Origin of the sequence: Paenibacillus sp. GCM10027627 (genome assembly GCF_042675505.1) — a bacterium.
In the GTDB taxonomy this organism is placed as follows: Bacteria; Bacillota; Bacilli; order Paenibacillales; family Paenibacillaceae; genus Pristimantibacillus.
Genome location: NZ_JBHTHB010000002.1, coordinates 574,154 through 597,806 on the forward strand (window position 1 = coordinate 574,154; position 23,653 = coordinate 597,806).

Consider the following 23,653-nt stretch of genomic DNA (forward strand, 5'->3'; position numbering starts at 1 on the left):
CCCCATTTGTTGATCCCTTATTTCAACTCAGCTACCGTAACTCCGATTCCGCCCTCGCTGTAATCGCCGTTGCGGAAGCTCTTGACGTGTGTATGCTTGCGCAAATACTGCTGAATTCCCGTTCTCAGCACGCCCGTCCCTTTCCCATGGATCAAATAGACTTGGCCAAATCCGGACAAAAAGGATTCGTCAAGGAAGCGGTCGACCTCCATAATCGCTTCTTCCAAACTTTCGCCGCGCAAATCCAGCTCCATACGGGCGTTGTCGTCCCGCGTACGCTTCAGGCTGGCCGACTGCCTTGGCTGCTGCGCTTTTTCCGGCTCTTTCCCCTTAATAAGCTCCATATCGGCAAGAGCAACCTTCATTTTCAAAATGCCAAGCTGAACCGTCGCATCCGATCCGTGTATGTCGACGACAAGCCCTTTCTGGTTCAGGCTGTAGACCATAACCTCGTCTCCCGGCCCGATTTTTTGCGGTTTGCCGGCGGCCGACTTGGCCCGCTTCGCTAGTTTCTCTTCCGGCTGCGCTTCGTCCAGCTTGCGCCGTGCTTCGATCAGCTTATGCTCCTTGACGGAGGCGCCTTCTTCCATAGCGAGTTTTCTCAAATCGGCAATAATGCTCTCTGCCTCGCGTTTTGCTTTGGCAATTGTTTCGCGCGCCTCGTCCTTTGCTTTTTGCAGAAGCTTTTCCTTCTGCTCCTCAAACCGCTCGCGTTCCGCTTCATGCTTCGCGCTTAGCTCTTCCATCTGCTGGCGCAGCGTTTCGGCCGATTGGCGCTCCGACTCCGCGCTCAGACGATTTTCCTCCAGTGACGCAATCATATTTTCGACGCGCAAATCCTCCTCGCTCACTTCGCCGCGGGCATGCTCGATAATGGAACGATGCAGGCCAAGTCTCTCGGCAATGGCAAATGCATTGCTTCGTCCCGGCACGCCAACAAGCAGCCTGTAGGTCGGGCTGAGAGTAGCGACATCAAACTCCATGCTGGCATTGATGACGCCTTTGCGATTGTACGCATAAGCTTTAAGCTCGCTATAATGAGTCGTCGCTACGATCCGACTGTCCTTCGCATGAATATGCTCCAAAATCGCGATAGCAAGCGCAGAGCCTTCAGCAGGATCGGTGCCCGCTCCAAGTTCGTCGAGCAGAACAAGACTTTTGGAGGTTAAAGAGTTCAGAATACGAATAATGTTCGTCAGATGGCTGGAAAAAGTACTGAGGCTTTGCTCAATGCTTTGCTCGTCGCCAATATCCGCATAAATAGCGTCAAATACGCAAAGCTGGCTGCCATCCTCTGCTGGAACGAACAGGCCCGACATCGCCATTAGGCTAAGTAAGCCGATCGTTTTTAAAGAGACTGTTTTGCCGCCCGTATTTGGTCCCGTTACAATGATCGCCGTAAAGTTGTTGCCCAGCTCTACATCAAGCGGAACGACCTTATCTCGATCGATAAGCGGATGGCGACCTTTTTTCAGCTTTAAAAACCCTCTGTCATTCATTTTTGGCTGCGTCGCCTTCATGACATGGGCCAGTCTCGCTTTTGCAAATGCAAAGTCCAGTTGGCCAAGCAAATCCTGATTGAGAAGAAGGTCCTCTACATGATCGGAAGCAAGCGCTGTAAGCTTTTGCAATATTTTCTCGATTTCCCGCTGCTCGGAGGCTCTCAGTTCCTTGAGTCTGTTGTTCATGGCAACGATTGCTTCCGGCTCAATAAACAGCGTAGCCCCTGAGCCCGACTGGTCATGAACTAACCCGCCGAAATTGGAACGGTACTCTTGTTTTACGGGGATAACGTATCTGTCGTTTCGCAGTGTAATGATTGCGTCTTGCAACATTTTTTGCACGGAGGATGACCGAATCATGCTCTCAAGCTTTTCTCGAATGCGCGATTCGCCGTTATGCAGCTCTCTCCGTATGGATGCAAGCTCGGAACTGGCGCTGTCCATCACTTCTGCCTGCTCGTCGATGCAGTCAAAAATCGCATCCTCCAGCGGCTTGTGCTCGCTGATTCCTTCTGTCAAAGCAAGCAGCAATGGTACAGGATGAGTTTCGTGAATAGCTTCTATATGCTTTTTGACTCGGCGTCCGCCGCGCGAGGTGGAAGCGATATCAAGCAATTCCGCTGGACTAAGCGTCCCGCCGATTCTAGCCCGATGCAAAGGAGCGGCGATATCCGTAATTCCGCCGAACGGAGCGCTGCCTTTCAGCCGGTCTGCAGCGTAGGCTTCATCCGTTGCTTGCAGGAGCGCTTTTACCTCTTCCAGTCCGGAAACAGGGTGAAGCTGCTCCGCAGTCGCTTTGCCCAGCATAGTGCTTGCGTGTCCGATTAATTTATCTATAATTTTTGGATATTCAAGTGTCGTCAATATTTTGGAATCCAACCCTAAACACTCCTCTCGCCCTTATATTATAGCCGAACCTTCGTTGCGATGCACGAGCCTAAGATGGTTATGGTCATTTCTTACCGCATATATTTCATACTAAGATGGCAACACTAAACACGAATCAAAATCCATCATCCAAAAAGAATTAACGTTTGATGCAGCAAGAAGTTCCGCAAAAGCAAGCTCAGCAAATGCAGGTTCCACTTCCAGGTTCCACAATTGCAGGTTCCACAATATTCGTTAGGAGGGTTTGAATATGAGCTTTCTCGGGCATGTCGTACGATTTATCGTCTCCGCTTTGGTGCTGATGGTCGTTGGGTTTATTGTTCCTCAGTTTAGCGTAGGCGGATTTTGGAGCGCGTTTTTCCTAGCGCTTGTCATTGCCGCACTGGGCTGGATTATTGAAGGCATCTTCGGCAAAAAGGTAACTCCTTTCGGACGCGGTATCGTCGGCTTCCTCGCCAGCGCCGCCGTGATCTGGATCGCCCAGTTCGTTGTGGGCGGCGTTACGGTTACTTGGCTTGGCGCTATTCTCGCCGCTCTTGTTATCGGGATTATCGACCTGTTCATCCCGGTCAGCACCCCTTATGAAGCCGGAAGACGCAGCGGCGACTAATGAGGCAACCATTTCATGCGGTCTGTTCGGCATTGACAGGTTTAAAGACGATTGTTGGAACGTAGCCAGCCAGTTATACTGGTTGGCTTTTTCTTTTGCAGCCAGGTCGTCCCGCAATTTGAGGCTTCTGCGGAGCAGTGCTACTGCTTTATTGCAGCCTTATTGCAGCCTTATTGCAGCCTTATTGCTTGAGGAGTGCAGTGCTATAGTCCAGTTGTCATCCGCTTGTGTGGCCGTTCCTAAATTACATGTCATGAACTTGTCAAACTGTTGTCCCTTTCAGCGCTTGTCCTGTCCCAAATTTAGGGTAAAATGATGAAGTATGCTCCCTAAATAATTTATCAGGGAGACAGGAAGGGGATACATGATGAAAAAATGGCTTACCTTTATTTCCGTTCTAGCTTTGACGCTTGTCATTGCGGCTTGCGGTGCAAATTCGGAAGGCAACAAAAAATCGGAGGGCGGTTCTTCCAATGCTGGAAGCGAAGCTGTTGACTCCGGCGAGGCTGCTTCATCCGAGCTCGTTATTACCGCAAAAAACTGGGAATTCGATAAAGAAGAATACAAAATAAAAGCGGGCGAAACGGTCGACGTAACGGTTAAATCCGCTGGCGGAGTGCATGCTGTACGCATCCTTAAAACGGATTATGATATCGCCAACAAAAAAACGGTTGCCGTCAAAATTGACGAGCCGGGCACTTACGATATGATCTGCTCCGTACCTTGCGGCACCGGCCACCGTACAATGGTAGCAAAGTTGATCGTCGAGTAGGACAAGTCAATAATTGCAACAAGAGGAGCTTCGCCATTTGGCGAAGCTCCTCTGCTTGCTTATCGAAGAGTTTAGTAGTTTTTGGCACAACTAGCTGCCCCACTTCGCGCTCTCGGACATGTTTAGTGGTTTTTGGCACAACTAAATGCTCCATTCAGCTTGATCCTACACGTTTAGTGGTTTTTGACACAACTAAATGCTCCATTCAGCTTGATCCTGCACGTTTAGTGGTTTTTGACACAACTAAATGCTCCATTCAGCTTAATCCTGCATGTTTAGTGGTTTTTGGCACAACTAATCGTTCCATTCCACGCTCTCGGGCACGTTTAGTGGTTTTTGACACAACTAAATGCTCCATTTAGCTTGATCCTGCAAGTTTAGTGGTTTTTGACACAACTGTATTAATATCTCCCTCAGGAACATAGCCGTCAGGCGAAAGTCCTCCACTGCGCTTATAGACAATATTAGATTTCCTTACCTCTCCCCCAAAAAAGTCTGATGGCCAAAAGCCTTCCAATGCCAAGCCTGCTTTGATAAAATTAATGCACAACATCTCATGGATGGAGGAATGCGGATGGGAGCACTCGATCATCGCGTAGCCTTGATCAGCGGCGCGGGCAGCGGGCTTGGACGGGCAACCGCAATTGCATTTGCGGAAGCCGGGGCGGATGTAGCCCTATTGGGGCGCCGGGTAGACCGGCTTGAGGAAACGGCCGCCATTATTTTGCGGCGCACTGGGAAAACAGCCACTGTAATCAGCGCCGACGTGACCGACGAGCATCAAGTTGCGGAGTCTGTAGAAACAGCCCTACAGAAGTGGGGGAAAATTGACGTCCTTCTCAACAATGCCGCCGTATTGGAGCCTGGTTCCGTTTTGGAACAAACCTCGGAAGAATGGCAAAATCAAATCGCCACTAATTTAACAGGACCCTTTTTGTTAACCAAGGCAGTACTGCCTTCCATGCGCAAACAAAGATACGGCCGTATCATTAATATAACGTCAAGCTTATCGCGAAACGGCGCAGGTGGATTCGCGGCATACGGCGCCGCCAAAGCCGGATTAGAGTCGCTTACGCGGACAATCGCTGACGAAGAACATGAACACGGTATTCTCGTCAATTTATACAATCCTGGCACATTGCGCACCGAAATGCATGCTACTGGGAAAGATCCCGCCATCGTCACCCCTGACATCGTCAGACTAGCCAGCTTATCGTTCGGCGGACCAACGGGAACGATTCATTCTTATGGCTAACCGCTCAGCTTCAACAAATGTAATATGAAATTGAGCTATCCAATTACAAGGTATGTAATAACTCCGAACAATAAAGACGCCCCCGATCTTGCTGCTTTTAAGCAGAATCGAAGGCGTCTTTTATGCTGAATTTTATAAAATAAATGAAGAACGGTCTCCACTGACAAACGGTTCGTCCGAAATGGATATGACAAATCTGTTTTCGAATGGACTATTTGAGTCCAGCCTTAACTCTGCTCGATCAACTCAATCCATTCGTTGTATTCCGTTTGAAGCTTGGAATACTCGACTTTCAATTTGTGATGCTGTTCCTGCAAAACGGAGTGCTGTTCCGACAATTCCTCTGATTTGCGGATTACTTCATCCCGTTCTTGCCTAGTTTCAATCAGCTGCTCTTCCCAACGCTCCTCTGTGACCGAGGATGCCGATGCTTCCAGCATAGCCAGTTCTATCTTCTCTCTTAAACTCTCTTCTTCCGCCGCATATTTTTGCTTGGCTTGCTCTAGGCGAGCTGTCTCAGCTTCAAGCTCTACGATGATGTTTTGCTGCTGGCGGATTTGCTTCTCCAAATCTTCCTCGCGAACAACGGCCGCTTCAAGCTGACCGCTTGCAATCCGTTCTCTAGCTGCTGTAAGCTCTAGCTGCTCCAATAGTTCAAATTCTTTCGATTGCCGCTCCGCTAGCTTATCTCGAAGCTCATTCTCTGAAGCTTGCGCAGTTTCCAATTGCTCGTTCAATGCATGCTCCATAGAACGCTGGTTATTCAGTTCCGCTCGAGCTTCATGTTCAAGCTGCTGCAACTGATCCCATTTCTTTTGAAGCTCCAAATATAAGGCTTCCTGATTCTCCAGCTTTGCTAAAATATTTTGCTCTGACCGTTGCTGCTCGTCCAAACTTGATTGAAGGGCCTTTTCTGCCGAGCGGCGTTCCTGAACCTCCGAATAAGCTTCTTTTTCCAGTTGCTGCAACAAATCCACTTGTTCCAAAAGCTCTCGCTCGGACGCAAGCTTGCGCTCAAGCTCTTCTCTCAGCTCGCCCTCACTTTGCTGCTTACGCTCCAGCTCCGCTCTCAGCTCGCCCTCACTTTGCTGCTTACTTTCCAGCTCCGCTCTCAGCTCGCCCTCACTTTGCTGCTTACGCTCCAGATCCGCTCTCAGCTCGCTCTCACTTTGCTGCTTGCGCTCCAGCTCCGCTCTCAGCTCGCCCTCACTTTGCTGCTTACTTTCCAGCTCCGCTCTCAGCTCGCTCTCACTTTGCTGCTTGCGCTCCAGCTCCGCTCTCAGCTCGCTTTCACTTTGCTGCTTACTATCCAGCTCCGCTCTCAGCTCGCCCTCACTTTGCTGCTTGCGCTCCAGCTCCGCTCTCAGCTCGCCCTCACTTTGCTGCTTGCGCTCCAGCTCCGCTCTCAGCTCGCTTTCGCTCAGCTGCAACTTTTCAAGCTGCTCCCCAAGCTCCAGCTCTCTGTAAGCAAGCTGCTCAAGCTCATCCGCGTTGCTGCGATCCTTTTGCTCCGCAGCTTCAATCCGCTCCTGATACTTTTTAAGCTCCGCTGCAAGGCCGTCCGTTTTTTGCACATGATGGCTAACGAGACGCTGCTCGAGCTCCTGCATTTTTTGCTCATGATCAACCATTAGTTGAAGCTCAAGTTCCTGCATCTTCTGTTCATGGTCGCTCGCAAATTGCTGCTTCAGCAATTGCTCTTGCTGCCTCAGCTCGCTTCCAAGCTGCTCCTCCAGCTCACGAAGCTTTTGCTCATGATCAACCATCAACTGCAACTCAATATCTTGCATTTTCTGCTCATGATTGCTTGTCAACTGCAGTTCAAGATCCTGAATTTTCCGATCTTGCTCGCCCTTAAGCTCAAGCTCCCGCTCCTGCATCTTTTGCTCATAATCGACCGCCAGTTGCAATTCAAGCTCCTGCATCTTTTGCTCATGGTCGCTCATCAGCCGCAATTCAAGCTCTTCCGCACTGTGCTCATTCTCTTTAGCCAATTGCAGCTTAAGCTGTTCCACTTTATATTCATAGTCGCTCACCAGCTGAGCTTTAAGCTGTTGCTGGTTCAGCTCCCAGTTTTTGCGCTCCTGTACGAATTGATTCGACAATTCGGCCGCTTCTTCAAGCTGCTCCTGCATAACCTCTTGATCCTGCTGTAGCTGAGACAGGGTCGAACGAAGAGCCTCTTCCTGCTCCAACGCCTGAACCAACTGATCGTCGGCAAGCGCAATTCGCTGCTCTAAAGAAGACTTCTCGGCTTCACGCGCCACTCCAAGCTCAGTCAGCTCAGCGCTCAGCTTTCCGCTTTCCTCCAACCAACCGTTTAGCTGGATCTCCAACTCGGCTTTGCTCTCCTGCTCCGCTTTGGCAAGCTCCTGCTTCCAGAAGGCTTCGCGTTCCTGAGCCGATCGTTCCAGCAAAGCAAGTTCAGCGGATTTCGCCGCAGACCACTCATTCTCTCGCTTATCCCACCTGGATTGCCAGCCGCTCTGCAACCGGCTTTGTTCTTCATCTTTTTCCTTGGCAAAGCTTTCGACAGCCGACTTCATCTCCGCAGATTTTGCCGCCGCCAGCTGCTCTAGCTCGGCTACCAGCTTTTCTCTCACTTCGGCATGGTCTGCAACAAGCTTCCCTTTCTCCAAAGAAAATTGTGCAGTCAAAGCCTCTTTTTCCAGCTTATAGCTATCCGTAAGCGACTCTTTTTCTATGTTAAATTGTGCCGTCCAAGACTCCTTTTCCGACTCATAAAGAGCCGATAGAGCCTCTTTCTCTGAAGCGTGCTCCGCCAGCAAACTTTCCTTTTGCGCTGCAAGCTCCGAAAGCAACCGTTCTTTTTGGGCTGCAAATTGGGCGGAGAGCGCCTCTTTCTGCTCCACATTTTGTGCGATAGCTTTGTCTCTTGCGACGGTCAGCTCGGAAATCTCTTTTTCCTTCTCGCTGCCGAGCTTTGCGAGTTCCGTCTCCAGCCTGCTTTTTAGCTGCACAAGCTCCGTCTTCTTTTCCATCAAAAGCTCTTGACGGGACTTCTCCATCTCCTCCGCCAGCTCTTGCTTAAGCCGCACAAGCTTCTCCTCAGAAGCCGCTGCCTGCTCCTCCGACAAGGCAATAAACTCCGCAAGCTGTTTCTCCGCTTCCGCGTTTGCTTCGCTCAGCCGCTGATCAGCTCCCAGCTTCGTTTCCTCCAGATGGCGCTGCAACTCTTCTTTTAAACGATAAAGCTCTTCCGTTCTCGCTTTTTCCGCCTCTAGCTCCCGCCGGATTTCGACGGCCCTAGCCTCTTCTTCTTGCAGCCTGGAATTTTCGCGCCTAAGGCGGAAAACGTCCTCCGTCGTCTGGATCGCGCAAAGGACGGCAAGCTTCTGCATATCCAGCCTAGGATTCGTCTTAGCAAGCTTCTTCATGTTGTCATCGATGGAGCCGGCCACTCTTTTCATATAATCGATATTGGAATGGCCTTTAATTTTATACGGAATGCCATATATGTCAACGGTTACAACTGTTTGATCCCCATCCATGAAGTCATATCCTCCTATCACTCAAATCGCTTTCGTCCGTTTCGGCTAAGTACCCGCGAGACCCCTAAACAGGCGCAATCCATGGTGGAAAAAGCCGCATCGAAGTTCGCTAGGAACTAATTCGATGCGGCTTCGGATGTTTCCTGCCTACTTGCGCAATTCTGCGCCAAAAGATTGTTCCAATTGCTGGACAACCTCGCCGTGCAGCGCCGTAACCTCTTCGTCTGTCAAAGTACGCTCCGCATGGCGGTATACAAGCGACAGTGCAACGCTCTTTTTGCCTGCGCCAAGCCGCTCGCCCGTATAAACGTCGAACACTCGCAGAGACTCAAGCAGCGATCCCGCTGTGCTCCGCACGGAAGTCGTCAGATCGCCCGCGGCAACCGCAGCATCGACAACAACGGCGATATCTCTTTCCATAGCCGGATATTTTGGCAGCGCCTTGTACACAATCTCCGAATCCGCGTTTTCATACAACGCATCCAGATCCAGCTCAACCAAATACGTATCCAGCATATCCCATTCCACTTGCAGCGCGGGATGCAATTGTCCTACATAACCGATAGGAACCGGTCCGTCAGCCGTTTCAATGGCAACCGACGCCGTTCTGCCCGGATGGAAATGCTCCGGCTGAGCAGCAGCGAATACTACTTTGGAAGAAAGGCCAAGCGCCTCCGTTACCGTCTCCACAATGCCTTTGGCATCGTAGAAATCGTAAGCGACAGCTTTGCTGTTCCATTGAGCCGTGCTTTTGTTTCCAGTGAGCAAAGCGGCAAAACGGTGTTTTTCGCGCGGAAGACGAGTAAGCTGCTCTTCATCCGTATGGAACACGTTTCCGATTTCAAACAAGCCGGCGGACTCGTTTTTGCGGTTGCGGTTATAAATCGCCGTTTCAATCAATTGAGCCAGCAAAGTTGTACGCAGCACGCTGCGCTCCTCGCTCATCGGCATCGCCAGCTTCACTGGCTTCGCCTCTTCTGCAAGTATAGGGAACAGGCCAGTCCGAGCCGGGCTAGTGAAGGAATAGCTCATTACTTCATGTAGACCGGAATCGGTCAGACGTTTGCGAAGCTCGCGGCGAATCGCTTGCGGCCTTGTCAAGGCGCCCGGAATGACATCGCCATGAATGAGCGTCGTTGGGATATTATCATATCCGTACAAACGCGCAACTTCTTCTATGAGATCTACGGCGCGCGTAATATCTCCACGGCGGGTTGGAACTTCCACGTTAAACTCGTCTTCGCCCGTCAGTTCGTATGCAAACTGAAGACGGCCAAAGATAGAGCGGACTTCAAGGGTCGACAGATCGGTGCCCAAATACCCGTTAATGCGATCCAGCGTAATGCCGATTTGGCGAGGTGCCGCAGCGGTCGATTTTACTTCGACGATTCCGTCCGTTACAAGTCCTTCGGCAAGCTCCGCGATAAGGGCAGCGGCTCGGTTCAGCGCTGGAATAACGGATGCCGGATCGACTTCTTTTTCAAAACGGAGGCTGGATTCGGAACGTAGTCCGAGCTGGCGCGACGTTTTGCGCACGGTGCCTCCATCAAATTTGGCAGATTCCAAAATAATATGTGTGGTCGATCCCGTCACTTCGGAGTTGGCTCCGCCCATTACGCCCGCAAGCGCGATAGGCTTATTGCCGTCCGTAATAACGAGCATATGCGGCTCCAGGCGGCGTTCTTGATCGTCTAGCGTCACGAGCGTTTCGCCTTCATTGGCCATACGAACGACGATGCGTCCTCCGGCAACGCGGTCAGCGTCGAATGCATGGAGCGGCTGGCCATACTCCAGCATGACGAAGTTCGTGACGTCGACAACGTTGTTGATCGGGCGAATGCCTGCAGCCATCAACCGGTTTTGAAGCCATTGCGGCGAAGGCCCGATCTTCACATCTTTAATCAAGCGGGCGGAATAATGCGGGCACTGCTCCGTTGCCAATACAGAAACGGATACTTGACCTTCCGTTTTTTCTGCTGCGTCGTATACGGATACGGAAGGCAGCTTCACCTCACGGCCCGTCAAAGCGCCCACTTCGTAAGCGACGCCCAGCATGCTGAGGCAATCGGAACGGTTCGGCGTCAAGTCGAGCTCAAGCACCTCATCGTCGATGCCAAGAATAGCCGTAATTGGAGCGCCAATCGGAGTAGACTCAGGCAAAACTAGAATTCCTTCTTGCTGTTCTTTCGGCAGCAACTTGTCATTCAGCCCCAACTCCTTCGCGGAGCAGATCATCCCCTGCGACTCCACGCCGCGCAGCTTTGCGCGTTTGATTTTGAAATCATCCGGCAGCACGGCTCCAATGACCGCAACCGGAACGCGTTGTCCCGCATCGACATTGCTCGCGCCGCATACGATTTGCAGCTCCTCGCCGGTTCCAACATCCACCTTGCACACGTTCAGCTTGTCGGCGTCGGGATGTTTTTCTTTCGATTTCACATAACCAACGACAACTCCCGTTACTCCTTTGTTGCGCGATTCCACAACGTCAATTTCAATGCCGCCGCGCGTCATGCGCTCGGCAAGCTCCGCTCCTGTCAGTCCGTCCAGTTCGATATATTCATTCAGCCATTGATAGGATACTTTCATTTTCTCTCGTCCCTTCTCTCTTCGTCACAGTCACATTCTTGCGAATTGACCCAAGAACCTCAAATCGTTCGTATAAAAATGGCGGATATCGTCGATGCCATATTTCAAAAGAGCAATACGCTCTACACCCATGCCGAAAGCAAAACCTGAAACTTCCTCCGGATCGTAGCCGCCCATCTCAAGCACTCTTGGATGAACCATGCCGCAGCCCAAAATTTCGAGCCAGCCCGTTTGCTTGCACATCCGGCAGCCATGACCGCCGCATTGCACGCATGTCACATCAACCTCGGCGCTAGGCTCCGTAAACGGGAAAAAGCTTGGACGAAGGCGAATTTGCGCCTGGGAACCGAACATTTGCTGCACGAATTGCAGAAGCGTCCCTTTCAAATCGCTCATCCGGATGCCTTTGCCAATGACAAGCCCTTCAATTTGGTTGAATTGGAAGGAGTGCGTTGCGTCGTCGTCATCTCTGCGGTATACCTTGCCCGGACAGATAACTTTAACCGGCGTCATGCCTTCCTTGGCCTTCATCGTCCGAACCTGAACCGGAGACGTGTGAGTACGCATCAAAATTTCGTCGGTCACATAGAAAGAATCCTGCATATCGCGAGCCGGGTGGTTTTTCGGCAAGTTAAGCGCCTCGAAGTTGTAATAATCCGTTTCGACTTCGGGACCCTCTGCGATGGAATAACCAAGCCCGACAAAAACATCCTCGATTTCCTGCGCCACTTTGTTAAGCGGGTGAACAGCTCCCGTCGGTAAGCTTTTGCCCGGAAGGGTAACGTCAATCGTTTCCGCGAGCAAGCGCTTGTTCGTTTCCTCCTGCTGGAATGCCGCCGCTTTCTCTTCAATAACAGCCTCGATGGCGCCGCGCACATCATTGGCTACCTGTCCGATGACAGGACGCTCCTCGGCGCTTAAGCCGCCCATTCCACGCAATATTTCCGTAAGGGCGCCCTTCTTGCCCAAATATTTGACGCGCAAATCGTTAAGCGTCTGCTGCGTTTCCACACCCTGCAGCTCCTGCAGCGCTTCAACGCGAAGTTCCTCCAATCTTTCTTTCACACCTATCGCCTCCTAGTTGTATTTCCCATTTCCATCCAGACCGGGAATCCATAAAAAAAGGCCCTTCCTCCCCGAAGGGACGGAAGAACCGTGGTACCACCCTAATTCGAATCGCGCCTATTTCCAGCCATACGGCCGCGCCATTCCTTAAGCCCCCGGTAACGGCGGGAACCGTGCCACCCTACTGTGCAGGAGTCTCTCCCTGCGGTTCAAGCGCATGCTCCGGAGCGAACTTCGGCAGCCTGTTTTCGCAAGAACGCTCTCAATCTCCGGCATTCTCTCCCTGTACGAAGGCACTGCTTACTATTCTCCATCATAGCTTTCTCACATTTTCAAACATTAATCTTTATTATATGCAATGTCCCTCATTGTTGCAACAAGCAATCGGCGAGGATTCATCCAAGCCAAACGTTATTGCCGCCGATTAACGAGCCCTTGCTCCATCGCATATCGCGTGAGCTGAACCCGATTGTCGAGATGAAGCTTTTGGAGAATGTTTTTCAAATGGTTTTTGACGGTATGCTCCGACAGCATGAGCAGCGCAGCAATTTCGCGGTTGGACGCCCCGGTGGCGACGCGCTGCAGCACTTCCTTCTCACGCTCTGTGAGCGGAGAAGCCGGATAGGCCGCCGCCTCCCGCGGAGCAGCGGGTGTGGAATCGCCTTTGCCCGCACCAAGCGAAAATTCTTGAAGCAGCTTAAAGGCCAGCTCCTTGGACATAGACACCTCGTCTACCGCCACCTCCCGCAAATATTGCAGCCAAGCGGAGGGGTCCAAATTTTTGAGCAAATAGCCTTGCGCCCCCCTTTTGATCGCTTCAAACAGATGGGTAATATCATCCGATATCGTTACCATAATAATTTTCAGCGTTGGAATAAGAAGCTTCAGCCGGTAGGTTGCCTCCAGCCCCCCCATTCCCGGCATCCGAATATCCATGAGCACCAAATCCGGCTTCAAATCCGCCGCTTGGGCAATGGCCTCTTCCCCACTAGCCGCCTCGCCCACCACCATAAACATTTCGTCGCCGGCCAAAATATCCCGGATGCCTTCTCTGCCATGGGGATGGTCGTCCACAATCATCACTCGAACTTGCACGCCGTTTTTTTTCACCGCCGTCATCCCCCTTTAATTTCAATTTTGACTCCGCCGTTTTCTCCAGGGCCGACTTCAAAAACCCAGCCCATCGCCTCCGCCCGCTCGCGCATCATTTTGATCCCATATTTTCCGGGCTCTTGCAGTTGCTTATGGGTAGCGCCCTTGCCGTCGTCTTCAATGATACATACGAAAGAAGGAGATTGCACATTGAGTTTTCCTATATGTCTGGCCGTAATGCGAACGTTCGTTGCGGCTGCATGCTTCTGGATGTTCATTAATGCCTCGCGAATGATCGCAAGCAGCTCGACCTTGTCCTTAGGGGAAAATAATCCCTCATACAATCTGGCTTCAATTACGGTTTCTATTCCGCTATTTTCTTCTAGCTCCATGGCTAAGCCATGAACGCTTTGCAGCCAAGAGGAATCGCCAGGCTGAGGCGCATCCTGCAAATTGGCGATCGATTGGCGAACATCCTCATAGACATGGCGGACGGTATGTCGGACGCTTTCCATCGCTTGGCTGGCGTCGGCTTCCGACTGGGCTCTGCCCAGCTTGTCCAGCTTGACCGAAAGCATAAACAAGGACTGGGAAATGCCGTCATGCAGTTCTCTGGCAAGCTGCTCCCGTTCCTCAAACGCGGCTTTGACGACCTGTTGGCTTTTTAACGACTCCTGCATCGCCTCGAGCTTGCGGAATAGTCTTCGCACAAGGGTAAGCGACACAATAAAAACAAATACGGGAGCCAGCCAATTGCCCAGCTCCATCGAAACGTATGGCAGCAAAAACGCATGGCGAGCATATTCCCAAAGCCCGATTACAAGCGTTGGAATCCATAAAATGAGCCACTTCAACCACTTATAGGACATCCCGTGCACCCCCCTTTTTGAAACCGCTCCTCTTTTAATTGGAGAACAGCTCTTCCCTCTTTATTTCAGCACCCTTGCCGTCCACTACGGTCAATACCGCTTTCCACTCCCCACGGCGGGGAAAAGTCATTCCTTCTACGGCATAACGGTATTCCGCAAAACCCGGAAACGCAATACCGCTCGCAGCCTCCTCCATGTTTTGAAATGAGACGTTTATCGTCCCGCCTTTTGCTGAATGCAGCGGAACCATTGTCAGAGATACGCGCTCCGGTTCGCCGCTTGCAAGCGGCAGCCAAACCGTCAGCGACACGTCGTTGGGTCCCGGCGCGTTTGGCGCCAGTTTCAACGTGTAATGAAGCTTGTCCCCCATCTGATGCAGACTTACGGGATTGCTCTCCGGTGCCGGACTGATCCATGTGAATATGCTGGCAATGAGCACAATAACGGCCATTAGAACTCCATCCCATTTCAAAAGCTTGCCTCTTGGCATTTCTCTTTGAATTGCCCTGCGGCGAAGAGCTGTGCCAAGCACGACGACCAGCGCAGCTGCAGCCGTTTTCACGATTAGCCATCTCCCCCAATCCGTGTAAATCAGATAGAGCCATGAAGGAAGCAGTGTAAACGTTAAAACGAGTCCGCTTGCGGTCAGCGCAGCAATGGCTATCCAAGCGATAGCCGCAAACCGCTCTGCAAAGCGGCCAGCTTCTTTGCGGTCCGTCCGCCAAAATAAAAGAAGCAGCATAACGCCGCCAGCCCAAATCGCCGCTCCCGACAGATGGATAAAGTCAAACAAAATGGCCGTTTCGGCCCGCTCCGCAGCGGCAGCGTGACCGTTAAAGCTTTCTGCGGCAAGCAGAAGCATAGCCCATGCCGCTTGCACGACTTCAGGAAGTTTCGGCATGGCCAAACCGGCTATGGCCAGCCCAAGCAGCGCCAGCCAAATCCGTCCAGAGGACGTTTCCAAAAATAAGCGGCCAAATTGCTCGGCTCCGCCTCCAAGCTCGCGAACAATTTCATTGGATGCCAAAAAAATAAACACGAGTGCAGCCATAAAAAAAGATTTGGTAATAGGGCCGCTCCAGCCTCTTATTAATATTCTCTGTCCGGCTCCCGATTCATTTTTTGGAATGGAAAGACTAAGGAGCATGGCCCCCGCAGCCAGCAAAAGCGTAAAATAATAACCAATCCTCGAAGTATACATGAGGGCTTCCATCAAGATCTCGCCAATTGAAGCGCTTTCTTGAAGTGATTTCTCAGAATCGTGTTCGTGTTCGAAAACTTCCAGTGCGGTCAAAAGGGTTTGTTTAGCCGTTAAGCTCTGCGCTTCGGGGGCAAAAGCGGTGTGTTCAACCGCTATGTCCTGTACTTTGGGGGCAAAAGCGGTATGTTCAATCGCTAGGCCCTGAGCATCGGAGGCAAATACCGTTGCCGGATACGATCCTAAAAGCCAAATCGAAAGGACAATAAATAGACCAATTGATAAGAGACCAAGCGGCAACCTCAGGTAGATAGCAGTTCTAGCCCCGACTTCTCTTTTTATGCGTCCCCCCTTTTCGCTCTTTTGACTTATCGGCATCCCCAACATTTCGCCACTTCCTCCAATTGCTTTTTAAACCTAATGGACTTAAGGAACAGAACTTAAAGAACAGAACTTAAAGAACAGAACTTAAAGATCAGAACTTAAAGAACAGAACCTAAAGAACAGAACCTAAAGAACAGAACCTAAAGAACAGAACTTAAAGAACAGAACTTAAAGAACAGAACTTAAAGAACAGAACTTAAAGAACAGAACCTAAAGAACAGAACCTAAAGAACAGAACCTAAAGAACAGAACCTAAAGAACAGAACCTAAAGAACAGAAACTACGGACCAGGCCGTCGATATATTAGTTCTTTTGTTTGAGTAACACGTAGTCCGGCCAATAGTCTTCAGCGACGGCAGGACATCCCCGATCCGATTCCCATATATAAACCCAGCCTTGCTTCGACTGATCGGCCAAATCGCTTACCCAAACGCGCTCGTAATCGTTCAGTTCCTCAATGCCCGCAAACTCTTCCAGCCCATCCATCGCCGCAAGCCCGCTCCGATCCACTTCAATCCATAAGCCGCGAATGACGCTGTATCCCTTCCTTGCCGCTTCATCCCGCACCGCAGCAGGGTAAGTACCGACATCAACCAACCTGCCCATAATAACTCCCGGCTCGGAACGTTTGACAAACCTCTCCACCACCCCGTAATTGCTTTGCCCTGGAAGCAGCGAGCCATATATAAACACATGAATGTTTGACATCGTTTACATCTAAACTTCCTTTCCGCCCGTCACTATTCTCACGTCAACTTGCCTCACATTATGACCTATTTCAAAGGAATCGGCAATATATGTTACAATCAAACAAGGCAATACATTTATTACCTACAACAAGGAGGTCATAAATTTATGGCAAGCCAAACCGGAGCCATTGTACAGCAATCACTAAACGCATTAATGGACGATCCGTCCTTCCTGCCGCAAGTGCAGGGCGAACGCCGCGAGCAGGCGTTTCAATCTTTGGGGGCGATACTTTCAACTCCCAATAAGGTACATAAAGCTTTTTTGCGGATTGCGCTGGAAAATGGGAATGTCGTGCGTATTCCGGCGTTTCGGATTCAGCATAACGATGCTCTTGGGCCTTACAAAGGCGGCATTCGTTTTCATGAATCGGTAAACGAAGATGAGGTCACCAATTTGGCAGCGCTGATGACGTTGAAAAATGCGCTGCATGAAGTACCCTTTGGCGGCGGAAAAGGCGGCGTTGTCCTCAACCCGAGAATTTATTCGGAAAAAGAGCTTTATCAAATATGCAAAAAATACGTTCAATATTTCAGCGATGTGCTTGGGCCGGATAAAGATATTCCCGCTCCCGATATGGGAACAGGCGAAAGAGAAATGGACTGGATGATGGCAGAGTTCAAAAATATCCATCCCGGCTCTCCTTATCTTGGCAGCTTCACAGGCAAAAGCATCGTCAGCGGCGGCTCGCTAGGCCGTAGGGAAGCGACGGGCAAAGGGGTTTATTTTACATTCCGTTACCTCCTGCACGATTTTATCCGCGACAATCGAAGCTGGCTGGCCAAAACGTCCAACGCGTTTGCGGAAACAGCTCTTGCCCACGCGGACAAGCCGCTTAGCATCGCCGTTCAAGGCTTCGGCAATGTCGGATCTGTCACGGCAATGGAGGCTTTCAAATGCGAGTCCCTTCGCGGCAAAGTAGTCGCCGTCAGCGACCGGAACGTCACTCTGTACCATGAAGGCGGCCTAGACATTCCTGCTCTGGTCGAATATGCGGCTGCGAATAGGGGCGACCTGCCTGCCACTGAAGCGGCTTTGCAGGAAAGCGGAATTCAAGGAAAGCTGCTAGGGCGCGAAGATGTTCTTTATTTAAATGTAGACGTATTGTTTCTGGCTGCGCTTGAGGATCAAATCCACAGCAGCAACGTGCAGGACGTCAAAGCCAGAATCATTGTCGAGGGAGCCAATGCGCCTATAACGGGAGAAGCGGATGAAATTCTCGCGGCAGAGGGCGTCATCATTATTCCCGATATTTTGGCGAACGCCGGCGGGGTGATCGTCTCTTATTTCGAGTGGCTGCAAGGTCGGGAAACACAGTTCTATTCGGAAGAGGAAGTGTATAAGCAACTGTTCGCCAAAATGCAAAAAACGATGAGCAGCATTCTGCCGGCTTATTTCGGCGATCCACTATCGCTACGGCAAAATTGTTTTGTTCATGCGGTAACGAAGCTTTCATCCGTCCTTTACCGCCAAGGGAAGTTATATTAACAGGTGTGGTTAGATAAGCGGTACTGATTGGGGAAGGAATGAACAGCATGGATATGGAGACGCTCGTTTTGGAAAAGCTGGATATCCGCTTTGGCGGACGGGACTTTCACAGCCTCGACTTTCAAAAAGCGGAGCTAGTTCTGGTGACGCAATATGGCGACCGTCTTTGGTATATCGACGTGGATGGAATTAGCGACGCCGGGCTTCTGGAATGGTTCAGTCATAGCGACGATATTAAAGTGGAACTGCTCGCCGTGGTGAAGAGCGGTGAGGTTTGGGAAGGAACCGGATATTTGCATCCTAATGAACCGAACCGGGCGGCAGCTATTCGAGGAGAAGGCGAACTGAAGAAGACGCAATAATTTATTTAAAGTTTAAAAGAGGACGGAGCGTTGTGCTCCGTCCTTCTCATTTAAATTTCTTTTTTAGGACGAACGTTTCGCCAGGCAATCGCTCTTGCCAAAAGGAAGTATGGTGACTGCCAAGCCAAACAAGCCGAGGATGCATTTAGTTGAGCCAGAAACCACTACACGTGTCGTAACCCACTATTTAGAGCTTTTAGTTGTGCCAGAAACCACTACACAAGTCGTAACCCGCCATTTGGAGCTTTTAGTTGCGCCAGAAACCACTACATAAGTCGTAACCCGCCACTTAGAGCTTTTAGTTGCGCCAGAAACCACTACACAAGTCGTAACCACCATGTAGAGCTTTTAGTTGCGCCAGAAACCACTACACGAGTCTTAACCCACCATGTAGAGCTTTTAGTTGCGCCAGAAACCACTACACGAGTCGTTTCCCGCCATTTGGAGCTTTTAGTTGCGCCAGAAACCACTAAATTAGCTTGTCAGACGGTTTGATCATAGTTTTTGGCGGTCTCAAAGCCTCAGACTTACGTATATCAAAAGTTTCTCAACAACACAAAAGGAGGGAGCGTTATGCTCCCTCCTTTTGTATTTATTTCTGCTACACAATTTCAACCAAATAAGTTCAACTAAATAATTTCGTCTAATTATTTCGAAGAAATTTCCGGTGTCGTCAAACGGTCGTAGAAATCGACCGCTTTGTCCTTGTCAGCCGATGCGCGAAGCGCCATTGCGGAGCGCGGATGCTCATCCAAAATGCCTGTAATCATGTAAGGAATGATGTAGCCCCACTCTTCTTTTTCGCGAAGCGGGATCATGTATTTTTCGATCATGTCCAGCACTGGGCGGACGTTATACTTCGTATTTTGCAATTCGGAAACAAGAAGCTCCGTATTGCAGTTGCCCGCTGCACGGCCCATGCCGTAAACGGAAGCGTCCAGCAGCTCTACGCCTTTGCCGGCAGCAACTAATGTATTGGCAAACGCCAATTGCATGTTGTTGTGAGCATGAACGCCAAGACGTTTGTTCGGCAAATATTGCTGGAATTTATCCACCAAGTAGCCAACATCATCCGGCTTCAAGCTGCCGTAGGAATCCACGATATAAACGACGTCGACGACGCTATCGTTAATCAGGTTGAACGCCTCTACCAGTTGGTTCTCCATAACGTTGGAAAGAGCCATAATGTTAAGAGTCGTTTCATAGCCACGGTCGTGGAACACTTGCACAAGCTCGAGCGCCTTATCTACATCTTGAATGTAGCAGGCTACGCGAATCAGGTCGAGCAAGCTCTCGCTGCGAGGCAAAATGTCGTTTTCGTCAACGCGGCCGATATCAACCAGCGCGGACAGCTTTGTATTGCCTTTGTTCGGAATGACCTTCTTAAGAAAATCATCGTTTAGAAAACGCCAAGGGCCTGCCTCTTCCGCACCCTTCAGCAATTTAGGCGAGTTTTTGTAGCCGATCTCCATATAATCTACGCCGGCTTCGTTCAGGCAATTATAAAGGTGCTGGACAAACTCGACACTGAAATCCCAGTTATTCACGAGTCCGCCGTCGCGGATTGTACAATCGACAATTTTGCAATGACTAGTTTTCGAATGCATACTTGCTGCTCCTTTTGATCTGAACATGAGTTCATTTTTAACTACCATCATACTTGAAAAAGACCATGAACGCAAAGCAAATATGTCGGTAATTGGATAATTTAGACGATTGCCCTTCACCGAATATTTGATTTACAAATTGATATTTTAGAGCTAAACTATTATGTAAACATAAATGCTGAATTTTTTCATCAAGAAAAAAGCGGGGGAACCAACGCAGGGGCTGCTCTATAGATCGCATGCCATTGCCTGCAAGGGGTGAATCCGGGGATTGGTATCTCCGGTAGGGCTACTCTCTAGCCCGAATCCGACAGCTAACCTCGTAAGCGGACAAAGGAGAGATGTCTTATGTTGTCATTATCCGTACATGATTCCCCGTATCCACCGAACGAGCCCCAGCATCTAACCATTCACCGCATTGAAGTATTTGTGATTCCTGCACTTGCGATCGATCCTTCCGGCCATCGTGTCTGTCTGCGTCTTAGCAGCGATCTTGGATATGGATGGAGCGAGCATTTCGTCAGCGACAGCGACGCCAGCTTGCAGCTTGACCGATGGGGAACGCTGCTCCGATCTTTTCTCGGACGATTCACGCTTGCTTCCTTATCGGAAAGTCTTGCCGAGCGAATTGCGGAATCCATTAACCCCGACTACCGCGCTTACAAACTGTTTGCTGGAGCCGTTCAGCTTTTTCATGAATCAGGGACTCAAAAAATCGGTGCCCCAACAGATGTTGGCTTTTCTGAGGAAGCGGTTCTTCAGCAGCGCGCCGTCGCCTATTTGTCGTTGGATTAAATTCAACCCTTGCGCCGGATGCACCGGCAACGGAAACAAAAGGAGCCCTAATCCCCTACAAATGGAGGAGCGGGCTCCTTTTATTTTTCGAGGTTGTCTGCCCGCTCATTACGATCCCGTCGAACGATAATGCCGAACTCCTATCCGCCATACTAGCAGACAAGGGAGCAAAAACAACAGCCCGCCAAACGGAATAAGGATGGGCAGCAGCAAGCTTCCTTCTTTTTTATCCAATAAATAAAGTAGAGGCAAGTAGCTGACGCAGCCAAACGGAATAATAAAGGTAAAAAACCTCGTCACCCCTTTTTCGTAGATGCTAAGAGGATATTGAGCCATTTCCCTCCCTCCGTCTGTAAATACGTTCGCCACCTCCAGCGCTTGCACCGTCCAGAAGCAAAAAGTAGCCGCCAATATAAATATGCCCGTAAAAATAAACACGCCGTTCATAATCATACATAGTAAAATAAGCAGCTTAGGGAGGCTCCATACCGCCGGCAAATTGGAAATGGCCCAAATGATCACGACCATGCTTTGCGTCAGCCTGCCGATTCTCGTAAACTCGAATTTGGAGCCCAACACCTGAAGCGCGGCGCTTCTAGGCCTCACCAGCAGCCGATCGAAATCTCCTCTCACGATAAGAGAAGAAAAAGCGTCAAACCCTCTGGCAAAACATTCGCTCAAAGAAAAGGCCAAATGAATAACGGCGAAACAGAGCGCCACCTCAAAAAAGCTCCAGCCTTTAAGCTGTCCAAATCGCTCGAACATCAGGTACAATCCGCCAAATACTACAAACGGGATAAAAAACTGGCCGAAGCTCATCAGAAAAAACGAAGTCCGGTATTGCATTTGAGATTTTAGATGGATAGTCAAATATTTAAAATACAGCCTCATATTAACCTCCTTGCACAACGACGGAACGAAGCGCTTTGCGCATCAGTAGTCTTCCAACACTAACAAGAACAGCTAGCCACAGCAGTTGAATGCCGATTCCCCATACCGCTTCATGGACGGGAATATGTCCGGAATAGACGCGAAACGGGAAATCCGTCGTCCATCTAAAAGGCAGCGCGTAAGCGATGTTTTGCAGCCATGGGGGCATAAGCGGAAGAGGAATAATCATGCCAGCCAAAAATTCGCCTGCCACCGATATCATTAAAATAGAGCCAATCGGCGACATCGTCCAAAATACAGATATATAAATCAGCATCGATATCGATACGATGACAAGCAAGCCAAGCACCAGAGCGATCAAAAATAAGCCAAAGGATGCAAAAGAAGGCGGCAGGCTCATCCGATAAGGTTCTGGAATAATAAATAAAACAGCTAGCATCGGGAAGGAGCGAAGCAAGGCGCTGGATACGCGCTGGGCAAGAAGCTTGGAATACCAGTGGGGATATAGAGCCATCGGCCGGCAAAGTTCATAAGCGATGTTACCGCTTGTAATGAGATCGAACAACTCCTGGTCTCTGAACCAAAGCATAATAAAAGATAAGAACACTTGCTGAAGCCAAATGTAAGTGATGATTTGTTGCAGGGAGATCGGCGCAGCGATTGTGCCGCCGCTATAAAAAGCCGCGTAGATCATAATGAAGACAAAACCGAAGAAAAGCTGGGTAGCAAGGCCTGCTAGAGCAGCGGCCCGGTATTGCATGCCGTTAATAAACCTTAAGCGCCAAATCGAAACGTAAGCTTTCATATTTGATGCTCCTCATAGAGCCGAACAATCATTTCATCAATATCCTGAGCCGCAACGGCGATATCGATCAGTTCCATCGACTGAGACAGCTGAGAAACGATATCCGCGAGTACCATCCGTTCCGTATCGAAGCTGTAAACCGCGCGCTGTGGCGTCCACTCCACCAAAACAGCTCCGGGAATTTCCACTGGGGCAGGATGATCCTTGAAGTCGACTGTTACCGTGCGTGCCGTTCCGAACCGTTTTTTCAGTTGTTGAAGCGATCCGTCGTAAAGCAGCGTGCCTTTTCCAATCATTAATATCCGATCCGCAAGTGCCTCAATATCGCTCATATCATGCGTAGTTAAAATAACCGTTACGCCTTGCTCTCGATTAAGCGTCTTAATGAAGTTGCGAACCGCCAGCTTGCTGACGGCATCAAGGCCAATTGTCGGCTCGTCCAAAAACAACAGCTTCGGGCTATGAAGCAGGGAAGCCGCTATTTCGCAGCGCATTCGCTGACCTAAGCTAAGCTGTCTGACCGGCGTTTTTAAAATGGTTTCCAGCGACAGCATATCGGTCAGCCTATCTACATTTTGCCGATACATCTTCTCTGGAAGCTTATAAATGTCGCGCAGCAGCTCAAACGAATCGATGACCGGCACATCCCACCAAAGCTGGGAACGCTGGCCGAATACTACGCCAATATGCTTTACGTATTCTGTCCTATCCTTCCAAGGGGTGTAGCCCATGATGGAGCAGCTTCCGCGATCCGGCACCAAAATGCCGCTCATCACTTTGATCGTCGTCGATTTGCCCGCTCCGTTCGGGCCGATGTAGCCGACAATCTCCCCTTCTCCTATCGAAAAAGAGATGTCTTTAAGCGCCTCTACCACGGTATGATTTCGCACAAATAAGGCTTTGGCCGCTTCCTTCAGCCCTGCCGTTCTCGTCGCGACTTTAAAGCTTTTGCCAACTCCTTCAAGAGTAATCCATTCCTTGTTCCGAGTCATGCCAAGTAGTCCTCCTGTTAGATTTCCGCTAGGTAAAAAATGTGGCGTTGCCTCTTGCTCAGGCCTTATTTACCAGATTCCAAATTAGCGGGAAAAAGATCATACCTTATTCGGAGGGAAAAGTATAGTCCTATTTTCAGGTGATTCCATGGTGAACTCTCTCACCAGACCAAGGCTTTATAAATAACCATCTCCGGCCATACAAAAAGAGACTCCCCTTCGTCGTCTAG

Annotated in this window: 18 protein-coding genes and 1 riboswitch; of the genes, 6 read left to right on the plus strand and 12 right to left on the minus strand. The window is 50.2% G+C overall.

Annotated features, from left to right (window positions below):
- Nucleotides 1-17 precede the first annotated feature (17 nt).
- The gene (locus ACFQZE_RS10590) at nucleotides 18-2,381 is read right to left on the minus strand and encodes an endonuclease MutS2 (protein ID WP_379356548.1); all 2,364 of its coding nucleotides are present in this window, start codon (nucleotides 2,379-2,381) and stop codon (nucleotides 18-20) included.
- A gap of 259 nt (nucleotides 2,382-2,640) precedes the next feature.
- Here ACFQZE_RS10590 and ACFQZE_RS10595 point away from each other — a divergent pair, with 259 nt between their 5' ends.
- From ACFQZE_RS10595 to ACFQZE_RS10605, 3 genes are all read left to right on the plus strand, one after another.
- Nucleotides 2,641-3,000 (plus strand): phage holin family protein, encoded by a 360-nt coding sequence (locus ACFQZE_RS10595; protein WP_379356550.1) that lies wholly within the window; start codon nucleotides 2,641-2,643, stop codon nucleotides 2,998-3,000.
- A gap of 364 nt (nucleotides 3,001-3,364) precedes the next feature.
- Entirely contained in the window at nucleotides 3,365-3,772 is a 408-nt protein-coding gene (locus ACFQZE_RS10600) for a cupredoxin domain-containing protein (protein ID WP_379356552.1), read from the plus strand.
- A 574-nt stretch (nucleotides 3,773-4,346) separates the two neighbouring features.
- Nucleotides 4,347-5,027, plus strand: coding sequence for an SDR family NAD(P)-dependent oxidoreductase (locus tag ACFQZE_RS10605; RefSeq protein ID WP_379356554.1), 681 nt, complete (start codon nucleotides 4,347-4,349; stop codon nucleotides 5,025-5,027).
- Nucleotides 5,028-5,254: 227 nt separating this feature from the next.
- Here the strand turns inward: ACFQZE_RS10605 and ACFQZE_RS10610 are convergent, their stop codons facing one another.
- The 7 genes from ACFQZE_RS10610 to ACFQZE_RS10640 all read right to left on the minus strand — a co-directional run bounded on the left by ACFQZE_RS10610 (nucleotide 5,255) and on the right by ACFQZE_RS10640 (nucleotide 16,444).
- Nucleotides 5,255-8,539: a cell division protein ZapA gene (locus ACFQZE_RS10610; protein ID WP_379356556.1), complete on the minus strand. Its 3,285-nt coding sequence runs from the start codon at nucleotides 8,537-8,539 to the stop codon at nucleotides 5,255-5,257.
- Nucleotides 8,540-8,686: 147 nt separating this feature from the next.
- Nucleotides 8,687-11,128 (minus strand): phenylalanine--tRNA ligase subunit beta, encoded by a 2,442-nt coding sequence (pheT, locus tag ACFQZE_RS10615; RefSeq protein ID WP_379356558.1) that lies wholly within the window; start codon nucleotides 11,126-11,128, stop codon nucleotides 8,687-8,689.
- A 30-nt stretch (nucleotides 11,129-11,158) separates the two neighbouring features.
- Entirely contained in the window at nucleotides 11,159-12,193 is a 1,035-nt protein-coding gene (gene pheS, locus ACFQZE_RS10620; protein WP_379356560.1) for a phenylalanine--tRNA ligase subunit alpha, read from the minus strand.
- Between the two features lie 411 nt (nucleotides 12,194-12,604).
- Nucleotides 12,605-13,312: a response regulator gene (locus tag ACFQZE_RS10625; protein ID WP_379356562.1), complete on the minus strand. Its 708-nt coding sequence runs from the start codon at nucleotides 13,310-13,312 to the stop codon at nucleotides 12,605-12,607.
- Complete coding sequence (locus ACFQZE_RS10630) at nucleotides 13,309-14,154, minus strand: sensor histidine kinase (protein WP_379356564.1); 846 nt, start codon at nucleotides 14,152-14,154, stop codon at nucleotides 13,309-13,311. The genes ACFQZE_RS10625 and ACFQZE_RS10630 overlap by 4 nt, the downstream gene beginning before the upstream one ends.
- A 34-nt stretch (nucleotides 14,155-14,188) precedes the next feature.
- A complete protein-coding gene (locus ACFQZE_RS10635) occupies nucleotides 14,189-15,739 on the minus strand; it encodes a copper resistance D family protein (protein ID WP_379356566.1) in 1,551 nt (516 codons plus the stop codon).
- Nucleotides 15,740-16,039: 300 nt separating this feature from the next.
- The gene (locus ACFQZE_RS10640; protein ID WP_379356568.1) at nucleotides 16,040-16,444 is read right to left on the minus strand and encodes a gamma-glutamylcyclotransferase family protein; all 405 of its coding nucleotides are present in this window, start codon (nucleotides 16,442-16,444) and stop codon (nucleotides 16,040-16,042) included.
- Between the two features lie 147 nt (nucleotides 16,445-16,591).
- Between ACFQZE_RS10640 and ACFQZE_RS10645 the strand changes: the two genes are divergently transcribed.
- Nucleotides 16,592-17,971, plus strand: a complete 1,380-nt coding sequence (locus ACFQZE_RS10645) for a Glu/Leu/Phe/Val family dehydrogenase (RefSeq protein WP_379356570.1) — start codon at nucleotides 16,592-16,594, stop codon at nucleotides 17,969-17,971.
- A gap of 38 nt (nucleotides 17,972-18,009) precedes the next feature.
- Nucleotides 18,010-18,333, plus strand: coding sequence for a hypothetical protein (locus ACFQZE_RS10650; protein WP_379356572.1), 324 nt, complete (start codon nucleotides 18,010-18,012; stop codon nucleotides 18,331-18,333).
- 647 nt (nucleotides 18,334-18,980) lie between these two features.
- Here the strand turns inward: ACFQZE_RS10650 and ACFQZE_RS10655 are convergent.
- Nucleotides 18,981-19,940, minus strand: coding sequence for an aldolase catalytic domain-containing protein (locus tag ACFQZE_RS10655; protein ID WP_379356574.1), 960 nt, complete (start codon nucleotides 19,938-19,940; stop codon nucleotides 18,981-18,983).
- Between the two features lie 166 nt (nucleotides 19,941-20,106).
- Nucleotides 20,107-20,284: riboswitch (cyclic di-AMP (ydaO/yuaA leader) on the plus strand.
- 4 nt (nucleotides 20,285-20,288) lie between these two features.
- On the opposite strand from ACFQZE_RS10655, the gene ACFQZE_RS10660 reads away from it, so the two are divergent.
- On the plus strand, nucleotides 20,289-20,735 hold the full coding sequence (locus ACFQZE_RS10660) for a hypothetical protein (RefSeq protein WP_379356576.1): 447 nt from the start codon (nucleotides 20,289-20,291) through the stop codon (nucleotides 20,733-20,735).
- Between the two features lie 108 nt (nucleotides 20,736-20,843).
- Here ACFQZE_RS10660 and ACFQZE_RS10665 read toward each other — a convergent pair whose 3' ends face one another.
- The 3 genes from ACFQZE_RS10665 to ACFQZE_RS10675 are packed head-to-tail and all read right to left on the minus strand — an operon-like array spanning nucleotide 20,844 to nucleotide 23,423.
- Nucleotides 20,844-21,626: an ABC transporter permease gene (locus tag ACFQZE_RS10665; protein WP_379356578.1), complete on the minus strand. Its 783-nt coding sequence runs from the start codon at nucleotides 21,624-21,626 to the stop codon at nucleotides 20,844-20,846.
- Nucleotide 21,627: 1 nt separating this feature from the next.
- Nucleotides 21,628-22,431: an ABC transporter permease gene (locus ACFQZE_RS10670; protein WP_379356580.1), complete on the minus strand. Its 804-nt coding sequence runs from the start codon at nucleotides 22,429-22,431 to the stop codon at nucleotides 21,628-21,630.
- A complete protein-coding gene (locus ACFQZE_RS10675; RefSeq protein WP_379356582.1) occupies nucleotides 22,428-23,423 on the minus strand; it encodes an ABC transporter ATP-binding protein in 996 nt (331 codons plus the stop codon). The genes ACFQZE_RS10670 and ACFQZE_RS10675 overlap by 4 nt, the downstream gene beginning before the upstream one ends.
- Between the last annotated feature and the right edge of the window lie 230 nt (nucleotides 23,424-23,653).

Bases quoted from the DNA above. Each gene is read 5' to 3' on its own strand.
- ACFQZE_RS10605 (WP_379356554.1), top strand. From the start codon at position 4,347: ATGGGAGCACTCGATCATCGCGTAGCCTTGATCAGCGGCGCGGGCAGC.
- ACFQZE_RS10625 (WP_379356562.1), bottom strand. From the start codon at position 13,312: ATGACGGCGGTGAAAAAAAACGGCGTGCAAGTTCGAGTGATGATTGTG.
- ACFQZE_RS10595 (WP_379356550.1), top strand. From the start codon at position 2,641: ATGAGCTTTCTCGGGCATGTCGTACGATTTATCGTCTCCGCTTTGGTG.
- ACFQZE_RS10630 (WP_379356564.1), bottom strand. From the start codon at position 14,154: ATGTCCTATAAGTGGTTGAAGTGGCTCATTTTATGGATTCCAACGCTT.
- ACFQZE_RS10665 (WP_379356578.1), bottom strand. From the start codon at position 21,626: ATGAGGCTGTATTTTAAATATTTGACTATCCATCTAAAATCTCAAATG.
- ACFQZE_RS10660 (WP_379356576.1), top strand. From the start codon at position 20,289: ATGTTGTCATTATCCGTACATGATTCCCCGTATCCACCGAACGAGCCC.
- ACFQZE_RS10610 (WP_379356556.1), bottom strand. From the start codon at position 8,539: ATGGATGGGGATCAAACAGTTGTAACCGTTGACATATATGGCATTCCG.
- ACFQZE_RS10655 (WP_379356574.1), bottom strand. From the start codon at position 19,940: ATGCATTCGAAAACTAGTCATTGCAAAATTGTCGATTGTACAATCCGC.
- ACFQZE_RS10645 (WP_379356570.1), top strand. From the start codon at position 16,592: ATGGCAAGCCAAACCGGAGCCATTGTACAGCAATCACTAAACGCATTA.
- ACFQZE_RS10640 (WP_379356568.1), bottom strand. From the start codon at position 16,444: ATGTCAAACATTCATGTGTTTATATATGGCTCGCTGCTTCCAGGGCAA.
- ACFQZE_RS10600 (WP_379356552.1), top strand. From the start codon at position 3,365: ATGATGAAAAAATGGCTTACCTTTATTTCCGTTCTAGCTTTGACGCTT.
- pheT (WP_379356558.1), bottom strand. From the start codon at position 11,128: ATGAAAGTATCCTATCAATGGCTGAATGAATATATCGAACTGGACGGA.
- ACFQZE_RS10650 (WP_379356572.1), top strand. From the start codon at position 18,010: ATGAACAGCATGGATATGGAGACGCTCGTTTTGGAAAAGCTGGATATC.
- ACFQZE_RS10635 (WP_379356566.1), bottom strand. From the start codon at position 15,739: ATGTTGGGGATGCCGATAAGTCAAAAGAGCGAAAAGGGGGGACGCATA.
- ACFQZE_RS10670 (WP_379356580.1), bottom strand. From the start codon at position 22,431: ATGAAAGCTTACGTTTCGATTTGGCGCTTAAGGTTTATTAACGGCATG.
- ACFQZE_RS10675 (WP_379356582.1), bottom strand. From the start codon at position 23,423: ATGACTCGGAACAAGGAATGGATTACTCTTGAAGGAGTTGGCAAAAGC.